12 protein-coding genes are annotated in these 16,412 nt (G+C 73.6%); 9 read left to right on the top strand and 3 right to left on the bottom strand.

Features of this window, described 5'->3' with window-relative positions; translation table 11 throughout:
- The first annotated feature begins 5 nt into the window (after positions 1-5).
- From ITJ48_RS07595 to ITJ48_RS07565, 7 genes are all read left to right on the top strand, one after another.
- Complete coding sequence (locus ITJ48_RS07595; RefSeq protein WP_146905064.1) at positions 6-884, top strand: carbohydrate ABC transporter permease; 879 nt, start codon at positions 6-8, stop codon at positions 882-884.
- Entirely contained in the window at positions 881-1,828 is a 948-nt protein-coding gene (locus tag ITJ48_RS07590; protein WP_228506232.1) for a carbohydrate ABC transporter permease, read from the top strand. The genes ITJ48_RS07595 and ITJ48_RS07590 overlap by 4 nt, the downstream gene beginning before the upstream one ends.
- Positions 1,828-3,141 carry a glycosyl hydrolase gene (locus ITJ48_RS07585; RefSeq protein WP_194613026.1) on the top strand — a complete coding sequence of 438 codons (1,314 nt, stop codon included), beginning with the start codon at positions 1,828-1,830 and terminating at the stop codon, positions 3,139-3,141. Before ITJ48_RS07590 ends, ITJ48_RS07585 begins: the two co-directional genes overlap by 1 nt.
- Before the next feature lie 180 nt (positions 3,142-3,321).
- The gene (locus ITJ48_RS07580) at positions 3,322-6,369 is read left to right on the top strand and encodes a glycoside hydrolase family 38 C-terminal domain-containing protein (RefSeq protein WP_194613025.1); all 3,048 of its coding nucleotides are present in this window, start codon (positions 3,322-3,324) and stop codon (positions 6,367-6,369) included.
- Entirely contained in the window at positions 6,366-9,659 is a 3,294-nt protein-coding gene (locus ITJ48_RS07575) for a GH92 family glycosyl hydrolase (RefSeq protein WP_194613024.1), read from the top strand. Before ITJ48_RS07580 ends, ITJ48_RS07575 begins: the two co-directional genes overlap by 4 nt.
- Before the next feature lie 106 nt (positions 9,660-9,765).
- Entirely contained in the window at positions 9,766-10,749 is a 984-nt protein-coding gene (locus ITJ48_RS07570) for an endo-beta-N-acetylglucosaminidase H (protein WP_194613023.1), read from the top strand.
- Between the two features lie 64 nt (positions 10,750-10,813).
- The gene (locus ITJ48_RS07565; protein ID WP_194613022.1) at positions 10,814-11,407 is read left to right on the top strand and encodes an isochorismatase family protein; all 594 of its coding nucleotides are present in this window, start codon (positions 10,814-10,816) and stop codon (positions 11,405-11,407) included.
- A 96-nt stretch (positions 11,408-11,503) separates the two neighbouring features.
- Here ITJ48_RS07565 and ITJ48_RS07560 read toward each other — a convergent pair whose 3' ends face one another.
- From ITJ48_RS07560 to ITJ48_RS07550, 3 genes are all read right to left on the bottom strand, one after another.
- Complete coding sequence (locus ITJ48_RS07560) at positions 11,504-13,084, bottom strand: PepSY domain-containing protein (protein WP_194613021.1); 1,581 nt, start codon at positions 13,082-13,084, stop codon at positions 11,504-11,506.
- Positions 13,081-13,824: a DUF1775 domain-containing protein gene (locus tag ITJ48_RS07555; protein ID WP_194613020.1), complete on the bottom strand. Its 744-nt coding sequence runs from the start codon at positions 13,822-13,824 to the stop codon at positions 13,081-13,083. The genes ITJ48_RS07560 and ITJ48_RS07555 overlap by 4 nt, the downstream gene beginning before the upstream one ends.
- A gap of 122 nt (positions 13,825-13,946) precedes the next feature.
- Positions 13,947-14,642: a hypothetical protein gene (locus ITJ48_RS07550; RefSeq protein ID WP_228506231.1), complete on the bottom strand. Its 696-nt coding sequence runs from the start codon at positions 14,640-14,642 to the stop codon at positions 13,947-13,949.
- Between ITJ48_RS07550 and ITJ48_RS07545 the strand changes: the two genes are divergently transcribed.
- Positions 14,641-15,378 carry an SDR family NAD(P)-dependent oxidoreductase gene (locus tag ITJ48_RS07545; RefSeq protein ID WP_194613019.1) on the top strand — a complete coding sequence of 246 codons (738 nt, stop codon included), beginning with the start codon at positions 14,641-14,643 and terminating at the stop codon, positions 15,376-15,378. The two genes, ITJ48_RS07550 and ITJ48_RS07545, sit on opposite strands and share 2 nt — an antisense overlap.
- A 207-nt stretch (positions 15,379-15,585) precedes the next feature.
- Positions 15,586-16,404: an SDR family oxidoreductase gene (locus ITJ48_RS07540; protein ID WP_194613018.1), complete on the top strand. Its 819-nt coding sequence runs from the start codon at positions 15,586-15,588 to the stop codon at positions 16,402-16,404.
- Positions 16,405-16,412: the final 8 nt, after the last annotated feature.

The following is a 16,412-nucleotide window of genomic DNA, read 5'->3' as shown; positions in this document are numbered from 1 at the left end:
TCGTCATGAGAGCGAACCGCTGGTTCACCCCCTGGCTGCTGGTCGGGCCGGCCCTGCTGTGGCTGCTGGTCTTCAGCCTCTGGCCGTCGATCAACACCGTCAGGTTGTCGTTCACGAACGCGAGCCCCCTCGGGGGAGTGACGGACTTCGTCGGGCTGCAGAACTTCGAGACCCTGCTGGGCGACCCGCAGGTCTGGCTGGCGCTGCTCAACAGCGTCGTCTACATGGCGGTCTGCCTGCCGTTGCTGACGCTGCTGCCGTTGTTCATCGCGACCCTCGTCGAGAAGAACATGCCGGGCATCGCGTTCTTCCGCACGGCCTTCTACACGCCGGTCATCGCGTCGGCGGTCGTCGTCGGCCTCATCTGGACCTGGATCCTCGACGACCGCGGAATCATCAACGAGATGGCGCAGGCCCTGCAGGTGATCCAGGGCCCGCTGCCCTTCCTGACCGACCGGTGGCTGCTGCTCTTCAGCGCCATCAGCCTCACGGTCTGGAAGGGGCTCGGGTACTACATGATCATCTACCTGGCCGCCCTCGGGAACGTGGGCAAAGAACTACACGAGGCCGCGGCGATCGACGGGGCCGGGGCGATCCGGCGCTTCTTCAGCGTCACCGTGCCCGGCGTGCGGGGCGCGATGACCCTGATCGCCATCCTCGTCTGCGTCTCGGCGCTCCGGGTGTTCTCCGAGCTGTTCATCCTCACGAACGGCACCGGGGGGCCCGGCGGCCAGGTGCAGTCGCTGGTCATGCTCATCCAGCAGTACGCCCGCGGCTTCACCGGCAACCTGGGCTACGCCTCCGCGCTCAGCCTGCTGCTCTTCGTCGTCACGCTCGTGCCGATGATCGCCCTCGCCCGCATCAACAGCAAGGCAGACCGATGAGCACGACGACGACCACGCCCGAGCCCGTGCTCGACGGCGCCCGGGGCGCTGCCGCCCCGAGCCCCGACGGCGTCCCGCCCCGGCAGCCACGAGGCCGTCGGCGACGACGCGGCATCGACTCGATGGGGGTCGGCGAGCGTATGCTCCGCTACGCCCTGCTGCTCTTCGTGCTGGTCATCTGCATCGGCCCGTTCCTGTGGCAGTTCTCCACCTCGCTCAAGGGCAGCGGCGAGGACATCTACACGCGGTCGCCGAGCTTCGTCCCGTCGCAGCCGACCATCGAGAACTACCTCAAGGTCGCCGACGCGATCCCCGTCTTCAGCTACATCGGCAACTCGCTGGTCGTGGCGGCGATCGACGTCGGCGGCAACGTCGTCTTCGCGACGCTCGCCGGCTTCGCGATCGCGCGGCTGCGGTTCAAGGGGCGGGGCATCGTGCTCGGGCTGTTCCTGGCGACCCTGGTGCTGCCCGGGGAGGTGACGATCGTGTCGCAGTTCCTCACGATCCGCGACCTCGGCCTCGCCGACACCCTCGTGGGCGTCGCGCTGCCGGGCATGATCGCCGCCCTCAACGTGCTGCTGATGTTCAACGCGTTCCGACAGATCCCCGACGAGATCGACCAGGCGGCGGTGATGGACGGCGCGAACGCCTGGCAGCGCCTCCGCCTCATCGCGCTGCCCGCCGTCCGCGGCACGATCGCGGTGGTCGCGATCTTCTCCTTCATCGGCGCCTGGGACGACTTCCTCTGGCCGCTGATCGTGCTGACGACGCCCGACAACTTCACCCTGACGATCGGCCTGCAGTACCTCGCCGGCACCTTCAGCAACGACCAGCGGCTCATCGCCGCCGGCACGATGATCGCGTTCATCCCGATCGCGATCGTCTTCGCGGTGCTGCAGCGCTTCTTCTTCAAGGGACTCGAAGAGGGAGGCGTGAAGGGCTGATGCGGTTCGGGGTCAACTACACGCCCTCCCAGGGCTGGTTCCACTCGTGGCTCGACTTCGACGTCGACGCCGTCGCCCGCGACCTCGAGCAGATCGCGTCGCTCGGTGTCGACCACGTCCGGGTGTTCCCGGTGTGGCCGCTCGTCCAGCCGAACCGCACGCTGATCCGGCAGCGCGGGCTCGACGACGTCGCGACGGTCGTCGACCTGGCCGCCGCCGCCGGGCTCGACGCCAGCGTCGACGCCGTGCAGGGGCACCTGTCGAGCTTCGACTTCGTGCCGTCGTGGCTCGAGAGCTGGCACCGGCGCAACCTCTTCACCGACCCGGACGTCGTCGCCTCCACGGCCGACTACGTCCGCGCCCTCGCCCGCACGGTCGGCGGCCGCGACTCCCTGCTCGGCGTCACGATCGGCAACGAGCTGAACCAGTTCGCCGGACCGCCGCACCCGGCGCCGCACCGGATCGACGCCCGAGAGGCGTCGGCCTGGCTCGAGACGATGACGACCGCGGCGCGCACCGGCCTGCAGGAGGCGGGCGGCGCCTCCTCGGGTCGGGTCGCGTCGGTCACCCACGCGATGTACGACGCCGCCTGGTACGACGACCGGCAGCCCTTCGAGCCGGCCCACGCCGCCGACCACGGCGACCTCACGGTGACGCACTCGTGGGTGTTCAACGGGGCGGCACAGCTCGCAGGCCCGCTCGGCCCCGGCTCGGCGCGGCACGCCGAGTACCTGGTCCAGCTGGCCGCGGCGTGGAACCGAGACGCGTCGCGACCGAACTGGCTGCAGGAGGTGGGCTCGCCGACCAACGTCGTGCCCGCCGCCGACGGCCCCGACTTCGTCGAGGCCACCCTGCGGCACGCGGCCGACGCCCCGGGCGTCTGGGGCGTGACCTGGTGGTGCTCGCACGACGTGTCCCGCACGCTCAGCGACTTCCCCGACCTCGAGCACGACCTGGGGCTCTTCACGGCCGACGGGGTGCTCAAGCCGACCGGGCGCCGGTTCGCCGAGGTCGCCGCCGAGCTGAGGGGTCGGCAGGCGCCCGTCCCCGCGCCGGACGCGCTGGTGCTCGACGACGTCGGCCCCGACGGCTCCGCCGAGCCCGGGCACCGGGCCTCCTGCGCCCCCGGCGGGGCGTTCTCGTCCGCCTGGCTGCGCCTGGCCGAGAGCACGGGGCGGGGGCCCCAGGTGGTGCTGGCGTCCCGGCTCGGCGACCAGCGCCTCCTCGAGGCGAGGGGAGTGCGGACCCTCCACAGGACGACTGAGCGCGGATCCGTCCCCTTGGCGGTCGCGCACCCCGCCACGCTGCGGTGAGCTGTGGTCTGCTGGAGCCGACCGCCGGGACCGCGCGGGACGCCCAGACCGCCCTGACCGCCTGGACTGCCTTGACCGATCGACCGACCCTCATGCGCTGACCGACCCTCGTGAACTGACCGACCGAACGACCGAGAACCGACCGCCCCCGACCTGCCGGCCACCCGGCGAGAGGCCACCATGCACGACGACATCCCCCTGACCACCGGACGCGCCCGCCGGGTGCTCGACGAGCGCATCGTGCCGGCCGTGCACGCGACGTCGGTGCCGCTCGAGGTCGCCTGGCACGTGCTGCCGGGCGAACCGGTGCCGCCGACCGAGGGGCTCGCGCTCGACTACGAGCCCTACGAGGTCGGCACCCCGTGGGGCGCCGCCTGGGGCACGACCTGGTTCCGGCTGCGGGGCACCGTCCCGGCCGAGTGGGCCGGCCGCCGGGTCGAGGCCGTCGTCGACCTCGGCTTCGACGTCAACATGCCCGGGTTCCAGTGCGAGGGCCTCGTCTACCGCGCCGACGGCACGCCGGTGAAGTCGATCAACCCGCGTAACCAGTGGGTGCTCGTCAGCGAGGAGGCGGAGGCCGGCGACGAGGTCGAGTGGTTCGTCGAGTGCGCGTCGAACCCGGTGCTGCTCGACTACCACCCCTTCCTGCCGACCGACGAGGGCGACGTGCAGACGTCGTCGCCGCGACCGCTCTACACGAGCCGTCGCATGGACCTCGCGCTGTTCGAGTCCGAGCTGCACGAGCTGGCGCTCGACGTCGAGGTGCTGCTCGAGCTGCAGGCCGAGCTGCCGCAGGGGCCGCGGCGCATGCGCGTCCTCCAGGCCCTCGACGACGCCCTCGACGCGCTCGACCTGCAGCACCTCGCCGAGACGGCCCCGGACGCACGGGCCGCCCTGGCGCCGGCCCTCGCCTCGCCCGCCGAGGCGTCGGCGCACCGGATCTCGGCGGTCGGGCACGCGCACATCGACTCGGCCTGGCTCTGGCCGGTGCGCGAGACGATCCGCAAGGTGGCCCGCACCGCGTCGTCGGTGACCGAGCTGATCGACCAGACCGACGACTTCGTCTACGGCATGTCGAGCGCCCAGCAGTACGCCTGGGTGAAGGAGCACCGGCCCGAGGTGTGGGCGCGCGTCGTCGCCGCCGTCGAGGCCGGCAGGTTCCTGCCGCTCGGCGGCATGTGGGTCGAGTCCGACACGGTCATGCCCGCGGGCGAGTCGATCGTGCGGCAGTTCTCGCAGGGCCAGCGCTTCTTCGAGCGCGAGTTCGGCATCCGCCCCGCCGGGGTCTGGCTGCCCGACAGCTTCGGGTACTCGCCGGCCCTGCCGCAGCTGATGAACCGCGCCGGGTTCCGGTGGTTCTTCACCCAGAAGATCTCGTGGAACCAGGTCAACAAGTTCCCCCACCACACCTTCGAGTGGGAGGGGATCGACGGGTCGCGCACGTTCTCGCACTTCCCGTCGATGGACACCTACAACTCGCAGCTGTCCGGCGCCGAGGTCGCCAAGGCGTCGGTCCAGTTCCGCGAGAACCGGCTCGCCAGCGGGTCGATCGCGCCGGTGGGCTGGGGCGACGGCGGAGGGGGGACCACTCGCGAGATGACGGGCAAGGCCGCCCGCCTGGCCGACCTCGAGGGCAGCGCGCGGGTGGCCTGGGAACACCCGGACGTGTTCTTCGAGCGGGCGAGGGGCGAGCTGGTCGACCCGCCCGTCTGGGTCGGCGAGCTGTACCTCGAGCTGCACCGGGCGACCCTGACCTCGCAGCACCGGACCAAGCAGGGCAACCGACGCACGGAGCACCTCCTCGTCGAGGCCGAGCTGTGGGCGACCGCCGCCGCGGTGCGCACCGGTGCCGACTACCCGTACGACGAGCTCGACGCGTTGTGGCAGACCGTGCTGCTGCACCAGTTCCACGACATCCTGCCGGGCACGTCGATCGCCTGGGTGCACCGCGAGGCCGTGGCGGAGTACGCCCGCGTCGAGGCCGCGGCCCGGGCGATCGTCGAGCGGTCGCAGGCCGCCCTCGTCGGCGAGGGCGACCTCGAGATCGAGGTCAACTCGTCGCCGGTCGCCCGGGACGGGGTCGCCGCCTTCTCGGCCCGCGTGGTCGAGCCGCGCGACGTGCCGGCGGTCGGGCTCGAGGCCCGCGAGGGCGGCGGCCACGTGCTCACCAACGAGCTGGTCCGCGTCGAGGTGGACGCGCAGGGGCTCGTCGTCTCGGCGGTCGACCTCACGACCGGACGCGACGCCGTCGCGCCCGGCCAGGTCGCCGGCCTGCTGCAGCTGCACCAGGACTTCCCCAACATGTGGGACGCGTGGGACGTCGACCGCTACTACCGCAACAAGGTCGTCGACCTGCGCGAGCTCGACGGCATGGAGGCGCAGGTCGACGAGACCGGCACGGCCCGCGTCGTCGTCCGGCGCTCGTTCTCGGCGTCGTCCGTCGTGCAGACCCTGACCCTCGCACCGGGTCGTCGCACCCTCGAGTGGGCGCAGCAGACCGAGTGGCACGAGACCGAGAAGTTCCTCAAGGTCGCGTTCCCGCTCGACGTCCGCGCCGAGCACACGACCGCCGAGACGCAGTTCGGCGCCGTCCGGCGGCCCACCCACGTAAACACCTCGTGGGAGGCGGCGAAGTTCGAGACCTCGATGCACCGCTTCGTGCTGGTCGACGAGCCCGGCTTCGGCGTCGCCCTCGTCAACGACTCGAGCTACGGCTTCGACACCACCCGGGACAGCGCCGACGGGGCCGTCAGCACCACCGTCCGCCTGTCGCTGCTCCGGGCACCGAGGTTCCCCGACCCGGCGACGGACCAGGGCACGCAGACGCACCGCTTCGGCCTCGTGATCGGCACCGATCTCGCCGGCGCGACGGCGGAGGGGCTCTGGATGAACGTCGACCGGACGACGACGACGGGAGCGCGGGACGTCGAGCCCCTCGTGTCGGCGTCGGAGGGCGTCCTCGTGTCGAGCGTCAAGCTCGCCGACGACCGGTCGGGCGACCTGGTCGTCCGGCTCTGGGAGCCGATCGGCCGCCGTGTCCGGGCGACCGTCCGGGTCGACGCCGAGGTCACCGGCGTGCAGACCGTCTCGTTGCTCGAGGAGGTGCTGCCCGGTGCCGGCGACGGTGCCCCTGCCGAGGTGGTCGAGCTCGGGGCGGGAGGGGCCGTCGAGCTGGCCCTCGGCGGCTTCGAGGTGCGGACCCTGCGCTTCGGGCTCGCACGCGCATGACGGGCTCCGGCCGGCCGGCCGGCGTCGTCGAGCTCGGCCTCCTCCGACGCGACGGAGGCCCGTCGGCGCCGGTCGCCGCGAGGGCGGGCATCGGCGCGACGTCGCTCGAGGCCTGGCGCCTCGACGTCGTCGCCGGTGACGGGCTCGTGCGGGCCGACCTCCCCGTCGCGACCGGGCACCCCGTCGGCGAGCTCGACCAGCTGAGCTGGCAGATCTGCCCCGTCGGGGCCGACGCGCCCTTCGACAGCCTCTGGGACGCGACGGCGGCTGCCGTCGACGTCCAGTTCGACGACGGCGCCTGGCTCAGCGAGGTGCCGGAGGCGGTCGACCAGTACGGGGGGCGGCTCGGCCCCGACGACCAGGCCGCCGCCGAGCGCCTCTGGGTCGACCAGTGGAACCTCCGCACCGTCGACCTCGGCGCGTGCGTCGGCCGCGTCGTCGAGCGGGTCGTCGTGACGGCCAGGGCGTCCGCGACGCGTGACCTCGTCCTCTTCGTGGACGCCGTCGGGATCGCACCGCGTCCCGCCGACCCGACCACGCCCCTCGACCACGTGCGCACCACCCGGGGCACGCAGTCCTCCGGCCGGTTCTCGCGCGGCAACACGGCACCGCTCGTCTCGGTGCCGCACGGCGGCGTGCTCGGCCTGCCGACGACCGACGCGACGAAGTCCGACTGGCCTTACTCGTGGCACGAGCACAACCGGGCGAGCGACAACCGGCCGACGGTCCAGGCCTTCTCCACGTCGCACCTGCCGAGCCCCTGGATGGGCGACCGCGGAGTGTTCCAGGTCATGCCGAGCCCTTCTGTGCGGCCGGACGTCTCGCCCGAGGGACGGGCCCTCGGCTTCGACCACGCGGACGAGGTCGACCGACCGCACCTCTACCGGGTCCGGCTCGACGGGGGAGTTGACGCGGCGCTCACGGCCGGCGAGTTCGCGCTCGGCATGCGGTTCGGCTTCGAGGGCGCGACGGGCTCGGTCGTCCTGGATCACCACGGCTCGGTCGCCGACGTGTCGCTGGCCCGCGAGGGCGACGAGCTGGTCGTCGACCTCGTCCTCGACGACCGGTCGGAGACGCCGCCGCACTTCGTGCACCTGCGCGTCGGGCGCGTGTCCGACGACGACCTGCACGAGCACCTGGCCCCCCGGCGCGGGCGGCTGCGCGGCTGGGTCGTCGTCGACGCCTCCTCGGGTCCGGTCGACGTGCTGCTGGGCATCTCGACGGTCGGCCGCGACGAGGCCAGGGCGAACCTGGCGGCGGCGGGCGGATTCGACGCGATGGCGGCCGAGGCCGAGCGGCGCTGGTCCGAGGCGCTCGACACGGTCGAGGTGCACGGCGCGACGCTCGACCAGCGGGTGTCGCTGTACAGCGGGCTCGCACGGCTGTTCTCGTTCCCGACCCGGCACGGTGAGTCGCCGGCGGGCGGGCCGGCGCGGTCGCGCAGCCCGTACGGCAGCGTGCTGTCCTCGCCGATCCGCGACTCCGCAGCCGGCACCGAGGCCGGTGCCGGGGGAGGCGCCGTCGCCGCCGCCGAGGTCGTCGTCGGGCCGTACTCGTCGACGAACGGCTTCTGGGACACCTACCGTACCGCGTGGCCCCTGCTCGGCCTGCTCACGCCGTCGTCGGCGGGCGCTCTCGCCCAGGGCTTCGTGCAGCACCACCTCGACGGCGGCTGGACCCCGCGCTGGAGCGCGCCCGGCGCCGAGGACGTCATGACCGGCACGACCAGCGACACCGTCTTCGCCGACCTGCTCGTCAAGGGCGTCCCGGGCCTCGACCTCGAGCAGGCCTACGCGAGCGCCGTCACCAACGCGACCGTGCCTCCCACCGACCCTCGGGTAGGCCGCAAGGGACTGCACCCGGGGCTGTTCCGCGGCTGGGTCGACACGGACACCCCCGAGGGCATGTCGTGGACCCTCGACGCCGCGATCAACGACTGGTCGACCTCGCAGCTGGCCGCCCTCGTCGCCGCACGGCACGAGCCGGGCACGCCCGAGCACGACCGTGCCGGCGTCGAGGCGGAGTGGTTCGCCCGGCGATCGGCCCAGTACCGGACCGTCTTCGACCGTGCTCGGGGCTTCTTCGTCGGTCGTCGCCCCGACGGCTCGTGGCGCGTGCCCGCCGACCGGTTCGACCCGGCCGAGTGGGGCCACGACTACACCGAGACCAACGCGTGGGGGACGGCGTTCACCGTGCCGCACGACGGGGCCGGCCTCGCCGAGCTGCACGGCGGGGAGGAGGCGCTCGGCGCCGCCCTCGACCGTTTCTTCACCGTGCCCGAGACGGGAGCGACCGAGCTGTCGGGCTCGTACGGCTTCGCCATCCACGAGATGACGGAGGCGCGCGACGTCCGCCGGGGCATGCTCGGCCTCTCGAACCAGCCGGCCCACCACATCCCTTTCATGTACTCGTTCGCCGGGCGGCACGACGACGCGCACCGCGTCGTCCGGGACGCGCTCGACCGACTGTTCGTGGGCTCCGACCTCGGCCAGGGCTACCCGGGCGACGAGGACAACGGCGAGATGAGCGCGTGGTGGATCTTCGCCACCATCGGCCTCTACCCGCTCGTGCCGGCCTCGGGCAGCTACCTGTTGCTGCCCCCCGCGGTCGAGCGCACCGTGCTGCGGCCGCGGGGCGGCCTGCCGATCACGCTGGTCGTGACGAACCCGGACGAGGGCGGACGCTACATCCGGCGGGTGCTGGTCGACGGCGTCGAGTGGCACGACGTCTCGATCGACCACGCACGTCTCGTGGCCGGTGCCACGGTCGAGTTCGAGCTGTCGGCGACGCCGTGCGGGTGGGCAGCCGGGTCGAGGCCGTTCTCCGCGTCGGAGCAGCACGGGCACCGGCGGGCGATCCGCGACGCCACGGCGGGCGCACGAGTCTCGGGCGTCCGGCACGCCGCCGCACTCGTCGACGACGAGGCGGCACGGGCCGTGCGCGTCGGTGCCGGACGGGCCGTCGAGATCCAGTTCGTCGCCCCGGTCGAGGCCCTCGGCCTCTACACGGTGACCGTGGCCGAGCCGGGACGCTTCTCGTGGGACGTCGAGGCGCTTGCCGACGGGGGAGCGCCGTCGGCGGAGGCCGAGGTCGACCGCCGTCGCGACGAGGTGTTCGACCGGCCGGGGCAGACGCGGGTGTTCCGAGCAGGGGCGGGCTCTGCCGTCGACGTGGCCGCCGCGACAGGCGCGGACGCAGCGACCGGTGCGCCCGTCGCCAGGGCGACGCACGGAGTGAGGCTGACCGCGGTGCGCGACCTCCGCCTCCTGCAGGTCGAGGTGCTGGGCTGAGGTGACCACGGCGCTCTCGGGCCCCGTTGACTAAAGCGTTTAAGTCGTGGAGTGTCGAGGCAGCGGTCGACATCCGCGACCGCTGCACCGCTCGACGAGGAGTGACATGCACGAGAACGAGAAGCACGAGAACGCGCAGCACCACGACGCCGTGGGCCACCGGCGCCGTCGGGGGAGGGCAGCCCGGCGGCTGCTCGCCGCCGTGGCGGTCGCCGTCGTCGCGGTCCCCGCGGCCGTCACCGGTGCGGCGGCGGCCTCCGCCGAGGGTGCGAGCACGACCGGGGCCCAGGCCTCGGTCGACGGCGGGCCGACGAGCATCGCCTACGTCGAGGTCAACGACGAGGACCTCAGCAACGTCGGCCGCTACACGCTGGAGGACGGGTCGAACGCCTTCGACGTCGCCATCATCTTCGCGGCGAACATCGACTACGACGGGACGGAGGCGGTCCTGTCGCTGAACGAGCGGGTGCAGGCCACCCTCGACGACGCCGAGAACCAGATCAGGCCGCTGCAGGCCAAGGGCATCGACGTGTCGTTGTCGGTGCTCGGCAACCACCAGGGCGCGGGCATCGCGAACTTCACGTCGCCGGAGGCGGCGGCCGACTTCGCGGCGCAGGTCGCGGACGTCGTCGAGCGGTACGGCCTCGACGGGGTCGACCTCGACGACGAGTACTCCGACTACGGGGTCGGCGGCACCCCGCAGCCGAACGGCCAGTCCGCAGGCTGGTTGATCTCGGCCCTCCGTGCCGAGCTGCCCGACGCCGTGCTGTCGTTCTACGACATCGGCCCGGCGTCGGACAGCCTGGCGACCACCGACCCCGCCGTGAACGCCCAGCTCGACTACGCCTGGAACCCCTACTACGGCAGCTGGCGCGTTCCCGCCATCCCCGGCCTCGGCAAGCAGCAGCTCTCGCCCGCGGCGGTCGACATCCAGGCGACGTCGGCGAGCACGGCCGCAGCGCTCGCGCAGCGGACGGTCGACGAGGGCTACGGCGTGTTCCTCACGTACAGCCTGCCCGGCGGCGACCGCAGCGCGTTCGTCTCGAGCTTCACGCAGCCGCTCTACGGGCAGGACGCGCTCTACCGCTGAGCCGGGGGCGGCAGGTCGCGCCGGATCGTGCAGAATACGATCTACCGACCTGAAAGGACATGACATGTCACCCTCCACCACCCTCCGCGCCGTGAACGACCTGCCGACGGCGCCTGCCGTGCTCGCCGACTCGACCGTGATCCTCGTCGACTACCAGGTCACCTACACGACGGGCGTCATGGAGCTCGAGGGCTGGGAGCCGGCCCTCGACGCCGCGGCCGACCTCCTCGCCCGCGCCCGGGCAGCGGGCTCGACGGTCGTCCACGTCGTCCACGACGGCGGCTCGGGCACGCCGTACGACATCAGCGCTCCGATCGGCCAGGTGCACGAGCGCGTCGCACCGATCGACGGGGAGGCGGTGGTCGTCAAGAACGCGCCGAACGCCTTCGTGGGCACCGACCTCGGCGACCTCGTCGACGCGGCGGGGCACGCCGACGTCGTCGTCGCCGGCTTCATGACGCACATGTGCGTCACCTTCACCGCCGAGGGGGCTTTCCTCCGCGGCAGCAGGCCGACCGTCGTCGCCGACGCCTCGGCCACGCGACCGCTGCCCGGCGTCGACGGGCCGGTGGCGGCGCGCGACCTGCACCGTGCCGCCCTCGCGACGATCAGCGATCTCTACGCCGTCGTCGTGCCGACCGCCGCCGAGCTCGGCTGAGCTCGACCCCCTTCACCGCACCGCGCCACACCCCGGAACCCGCACCACCCCGAGCGATCAGGGTGTCGTGCGGGTTCCGGGGTGCGTCGGACACCGCTACGCGCGGGTGCGGGCCGCCGTCACGAGGGCGTCGACCACGACGAACAGCACGAGCCCGAGGCCGACCATCGGCAGGAACAGCCCCACCACGAGGCCGACGGTGACGACCGCGACGAGCCCCTGCCACGGGGCGCGGACGAGGGCGCCTGCGGGAGCAGGACGTCCGGCACGGAGGCGGCCCGCGCCTCCTGCAGGGCCTCGCCGCCACCACATCAGGTACCCGAACACGACCATCGCGGCGACCCCGAGGGCCGTGACGACCAGGAGGAGCTGGTTCGGCAGGCCGAACATGGTGCCCATGTGCGTGTCCACGCCCCAGCGGGCCAGCTTCGCCATCAGCGGGTGGTCGGCGAAGTCGGTCCGGTCGACGACGGCGAGCGTGGTGCCGTCGACCGCCGTGGAGTCGACCTGGGTCGGCCAGCTCCGCTTGATCTCGGTCACGGTCCAGGCGCTGTCCGCGTCGGCGGGCGGCTTGATCTCGACCAGGCCGGTGTCGACGTTCACCGTGCGCGCGACGGCGAGCACGTCGTCGAACCGGGCCGGGTCGACGTCGGAGACGCCGGCGGCGGCCGCTCCGTGGTGACCGGCGTGGGGGTCGGCCGCGACGTCCGCGGCGTCGGGGGCAGCGCCTCCTGCGGTGCCGGTGGCCTCGGCCGGCAGGGCGGTGTCGAGCGTGGGGGCGGTCCAGCTGAGCGCGGCGCGCAGCGCGGTGACGTTGTCGCCGGCGTGCTGCGACCAGGTGATGCCCGTCGCCGAGAGGAACAGCGCGCCGACCGTCAGCACGACGCCGACGGACGCGTGCCAGGAGAACAGTCGACGCAGGCCCGTCGCGCGCAGGTCGGGCCGCACGAGGTCGCGCCGCGCTCGTGCTCGGGCCTGCCCTGGTCCGCGAGCCCGCAGACGGCGGGCGATCCAGAGGCCCAGGCCCGCCAGCACGACGACGCCCAGCCAGCTGGCGGCGAGCTCGCTGTACAGGCGGCCGACGTCGCCGAGCCCGAGGCTGCGGTGCAGGTCGGAGATCGTCGTCCGCAGCGGCAGCGACCCGCTCGTGCCGTAGACGGGCAGGTCGCCGCGGATCTCCGCCGTCGCAGGGTCGACGAAGATCGCCCGGGTCTGGCTCTCGATCAGGTCGTCGCCGGCGAACAGGACGCGTGTGGTGTCGCCCGGCTCGGGTGCGGGACGCACGGCGACGAGCTCGCCGCCGTCGCCGACGACCCGCTCGGCCGCCTCGACCTGGTCGGCGAGCGACAGCGCCGGCCCGGTGCCCGGAGCCGTCAGCTCGTCGGCGTAGACGACCCGCTCGAGCGTCGGCGCGAGCGCGTAGGCCGCGCCGGTCAGGGCCGCGACGAGGATGAACGGCCCCACCACGATCGCCGCCCAGAAGTGCAGGCGCAGCAGCAGCGGGCCGAGCCAGCTGCCGATCCCGCCGGGTGCGCGGGGCTCGCGAGCGGGGGTGCTGTCCTCCGCCCGGGCTGTTCCGTCTCGTGACGGATCGACCGGCGGCGTGCGTGGTGCATCTGCTGATCCGTCTCGTGACGGATCAGCGGGAGCGGGGGCAGGAGGGGCGCTCGCGCTCATCGGCCGGCCTCCGCAGCGCGGCGGCGCAGCGTCGTCGTGAGCAGGACGAGCCCGACCACTCCCACGACGAGGGCACCCACGGCGAGGGCCCTGGCCGTCTCGTCGACGGGAGCAGGTGCCGAGGAGGCGGCCAGCGCCTCCTGCGAGCCGGTCGCGTCGTCGGTGCTGCCGCCCGCTCCGCCGCCGTCGGCGTCGGTCAGGGTCACGAACGGCGCCGGCGACGCGGGCTCCGCGTCGGAGCCCGGCTCGGCGACCTCGACCCAGTCGTACGAGCCGACCTCGCAGGTCTGCACGGCGGGGAACGCGACGAGGTCGCCCGCCTCGCCCCCGACCGGGAGCAGGGCCGAGACGGCGACCGTGTCGCGGAGGCCGTCAGGGAGGGCGGAGCCCGGGTCGGCCGTCCAGGTGACCGTGGTGCCGGTGCCGGTGCCGGTGCTCGTGCTCGGGTCGGCCGGCACCTCGGTGACCGACCAGCCGGGCTTGATCGTCGGCGTCACGGCCTGGACCTCGGCGGGGAACGTGACGGCGAGGGAGGTGGTGGGGGAGCCCTCGCAGCCGTGCCCGACCGCGAAGGTCAGCACGCTGAGCGCCGCGGGCGCGGTCGACGAGGCCTCGAGCTCGACGTGGGCCTGGGCCGTGAGGGGCGTGGCGACGGCGAGGGCGAGCCCCGCGGCGGACGCGACGACGGTGCCGACGACGAGGGTGCGGGCAGGGGAGGTGGTGCGGGCGCGTGGGCGCATGGAGTGTCCTTCGGGCAGGCGGGGCGGACCCCGCGGCGACAGGGGAGGCCGTCCGGGCCGGACCGGCGGGAGCGGTCGGGCACGCACGACGCCGCGCCCGCCGTCAGGAGGCGTGCGCGGCTCTAGGTCGTCGCCGGCGCGGGCGGCCCGCGCAGGGCTCGCGTGGTCGCGAGCAGCAGGGTGACGAGCGGTCGCGGGGCGCGCTCGACGCGCACGGCGCCGCGCGGCCGGTGCGGCACGACGAGCGCCGTCACGCGGACGACGAGCCGCACGAGCACCAGCCCCAGCGCGCGGACGAGCTGCCGCACGGCCGACGTCCCCACGCGGAGCGACGCGATCGTCACGAGGCCGGCCACGACGTGCGCGCCGACCATGCTGCCGTCGTGGGATCCGGCGGCGAGCTCGGGCAGCACGGCGGCTCCGGGGAGGTGGTGGCCGGCGTGCGTGCCGCCCGCGCCTCCTGCGCCCTGGTCGTCGGTCATCGGGGCCATGCCGCCCGCGAGCGTGAAGACGGCGTGCAGCAGGCCCTGGGTCGCGGCGACGGCGACGACGAGCCGGGGCAGCGTCACGCGGCGGCCGCCGAGCGCGAAGCAGACGAGCACGCTGACGACGACGGCGGTGCCGAGCAGCAGCGCGGGCGGGAACGTGCCGCCGCCGAGGGCGTGCGCGGCGGCCGTGACGAGGGTGCTGACGCCCGCGGACAGGGCGGCGCGCAGCATGCGCTGCCGGCGTGCGTCCACGGGGGCCTCCTGGGGGTCGGGCTCCACGGTAGCCGAGCGGGGGACGGTGTCGGGGGCAGGGTGCAGGATGGGCCGCATGGCACACCTCCTCGTCACCGGTTCCTCCGACGGCCTCGGGCACGGCTCGGCCGCGGCCCTCCTCGAGCAGGGGCACGACGTCGTCGTGCACGTGCGGGGCGAGCAGCGGCAGGAGGCGGTGGCCGGCCTCCTCGAGCAGGGCGCGCGCCTCCTCGTCGCCGACTTCGGCGTGCGCGACGACGTGCTGCGCGCCGTCGGCGAGCTGAACGACGGCCCGGCCCTCGACGGCGTCGTGCACAACGCCGGCGTCTACTCGGGCGCTCCGCTGATCCCGGTCAACGTGGTCGCGCCGTACCTGCTGACGGCCCTGCTCGAGCACCCGACGCGGCACGTCTACCTCAGCAGCGGGATGCACCGCAGCGGCACCGCCTCCCTCGACGGGATCGACTGGGCCGGCGAGCGCGCGACGGGCAGCTACTCCGACAGCAAGCTGTTCGTGACGGCACTGTCGGCCGCGGTCGCGCGTCGGTCGCCCGGCCTGTTCACCGCCTCCGTCGACCCGGGCTGGGTCGCGACGAAGATGGGCGGCCCCTCGGCCCCCGACGACTTCGAGCAGGGCCACCGCACACAGGACAGGCTGGTCGTCGGCGAGGGTGCCGACGCCGACGTCAGCGGCGCGTACTGGCACCACGACCGGCAGCAGCAGCCCGAGGCGGCGGCGCTCGACGAGGCCTTCCAGGACGAGCTGCTCGCGGCGCTCGCCGAGGCCACCGGCGTCGAGCTGCCGCAGCGCTGACGCGGACGCCGCGCCTCCCCCTGTCGCCGCGGGGGACGGCGTGGCCGCCGCGAGGACGGCGTGGCCGCCGCCCGACGCGGTCGGGCGACAGGTGATGTTGATGGCGACAGGTGTAGCGTATGAGCCGATCTCGTGCGGGAGCACGCGGTCAGGACTCGCCGCACCGCTGAGCTCCGAGCCCTTCATCGTCGAAGTCAGGAGAGCACCATGACCACCACGCCCGCACCTGCCCCCACGCCCGCCGTCGACCGCTTCGCCGGCAAGGTCGTCCTCATCACCGGCGGGGGCTCCGGCCTCGGTCGTGCCGCCGCCGTCCGCCTGGCCGCCGAGGGCGCCTCCCTCGCCCTGGTCGACGTGAGCGAGAAGGGCCTCGCCGACAGCGTCGAGGCGATCCGCTCGTCCTCGCCCGACGCCGAGGTGCTGACCGTCGTCGCCGACGTGTCGAAGGAGGCGGAGGTCGACTCGTACGTCGCCGCCACCGTCGAGCGCTTCTCGCGCATCGACGGCTTCTTCAACAACGCCGGCATCGAGGGCCGCCAGAACCTCACCGAGGACTTCACGGCCGACGAGTTCGACAAGGTCGTCGCGATCAACCTGCGCGGCGTGTTCCTCGGTCTCGAGAAGGTGCTCGCGGTGATGCGGCGTCAGGGCTCGGGCATGGTCGTGAACACGGCGAGCGTCGGCGGGATCCGCGGCGTCGGCAACCAGTCCGGCTACGCGGCGGCCAAGCACGGCGTCGTCGGCCTGACCCGCAACTCGGCCGTCGAGTACGGCCGGTTCGGCATCCGCATCAACGCGATCGCCCCCGGCGCCATCTGGACCCCCATGGTCGAGGCGTCCATGACGCAGATCAGCGCCGACGACCCCCGAGGCGCCGCCGAGCAGTTCATCCAGGGCAACCCCACGAAGCGCTACGGCGAGGCACCCGAGATCGCGTCGGTCGTCGCGTTCCTGCTCTCGGACGACGCCTCCTACGTCAACGCGGCGGTCGTGCCGATCGACGGCGGGCAGTCTGCGGCGTACTGACGCCGCCT

Origin of the sequence: Frigoribacterium sp. VKM Ac-2530 (assembly GCF_015350835.1) — a bacterium.
In the GTDB taxonomy this organism is placed as follows: Bacteria; Actinomycetota; Actinomycetes; order Actinomycetales; family Microbacteriaceae; genus Frigoribacterium.
Note: the sequence above shows the minus strand (reverse complement) of the source record. Positions and strands in the feature narration are given on the sequence as shown.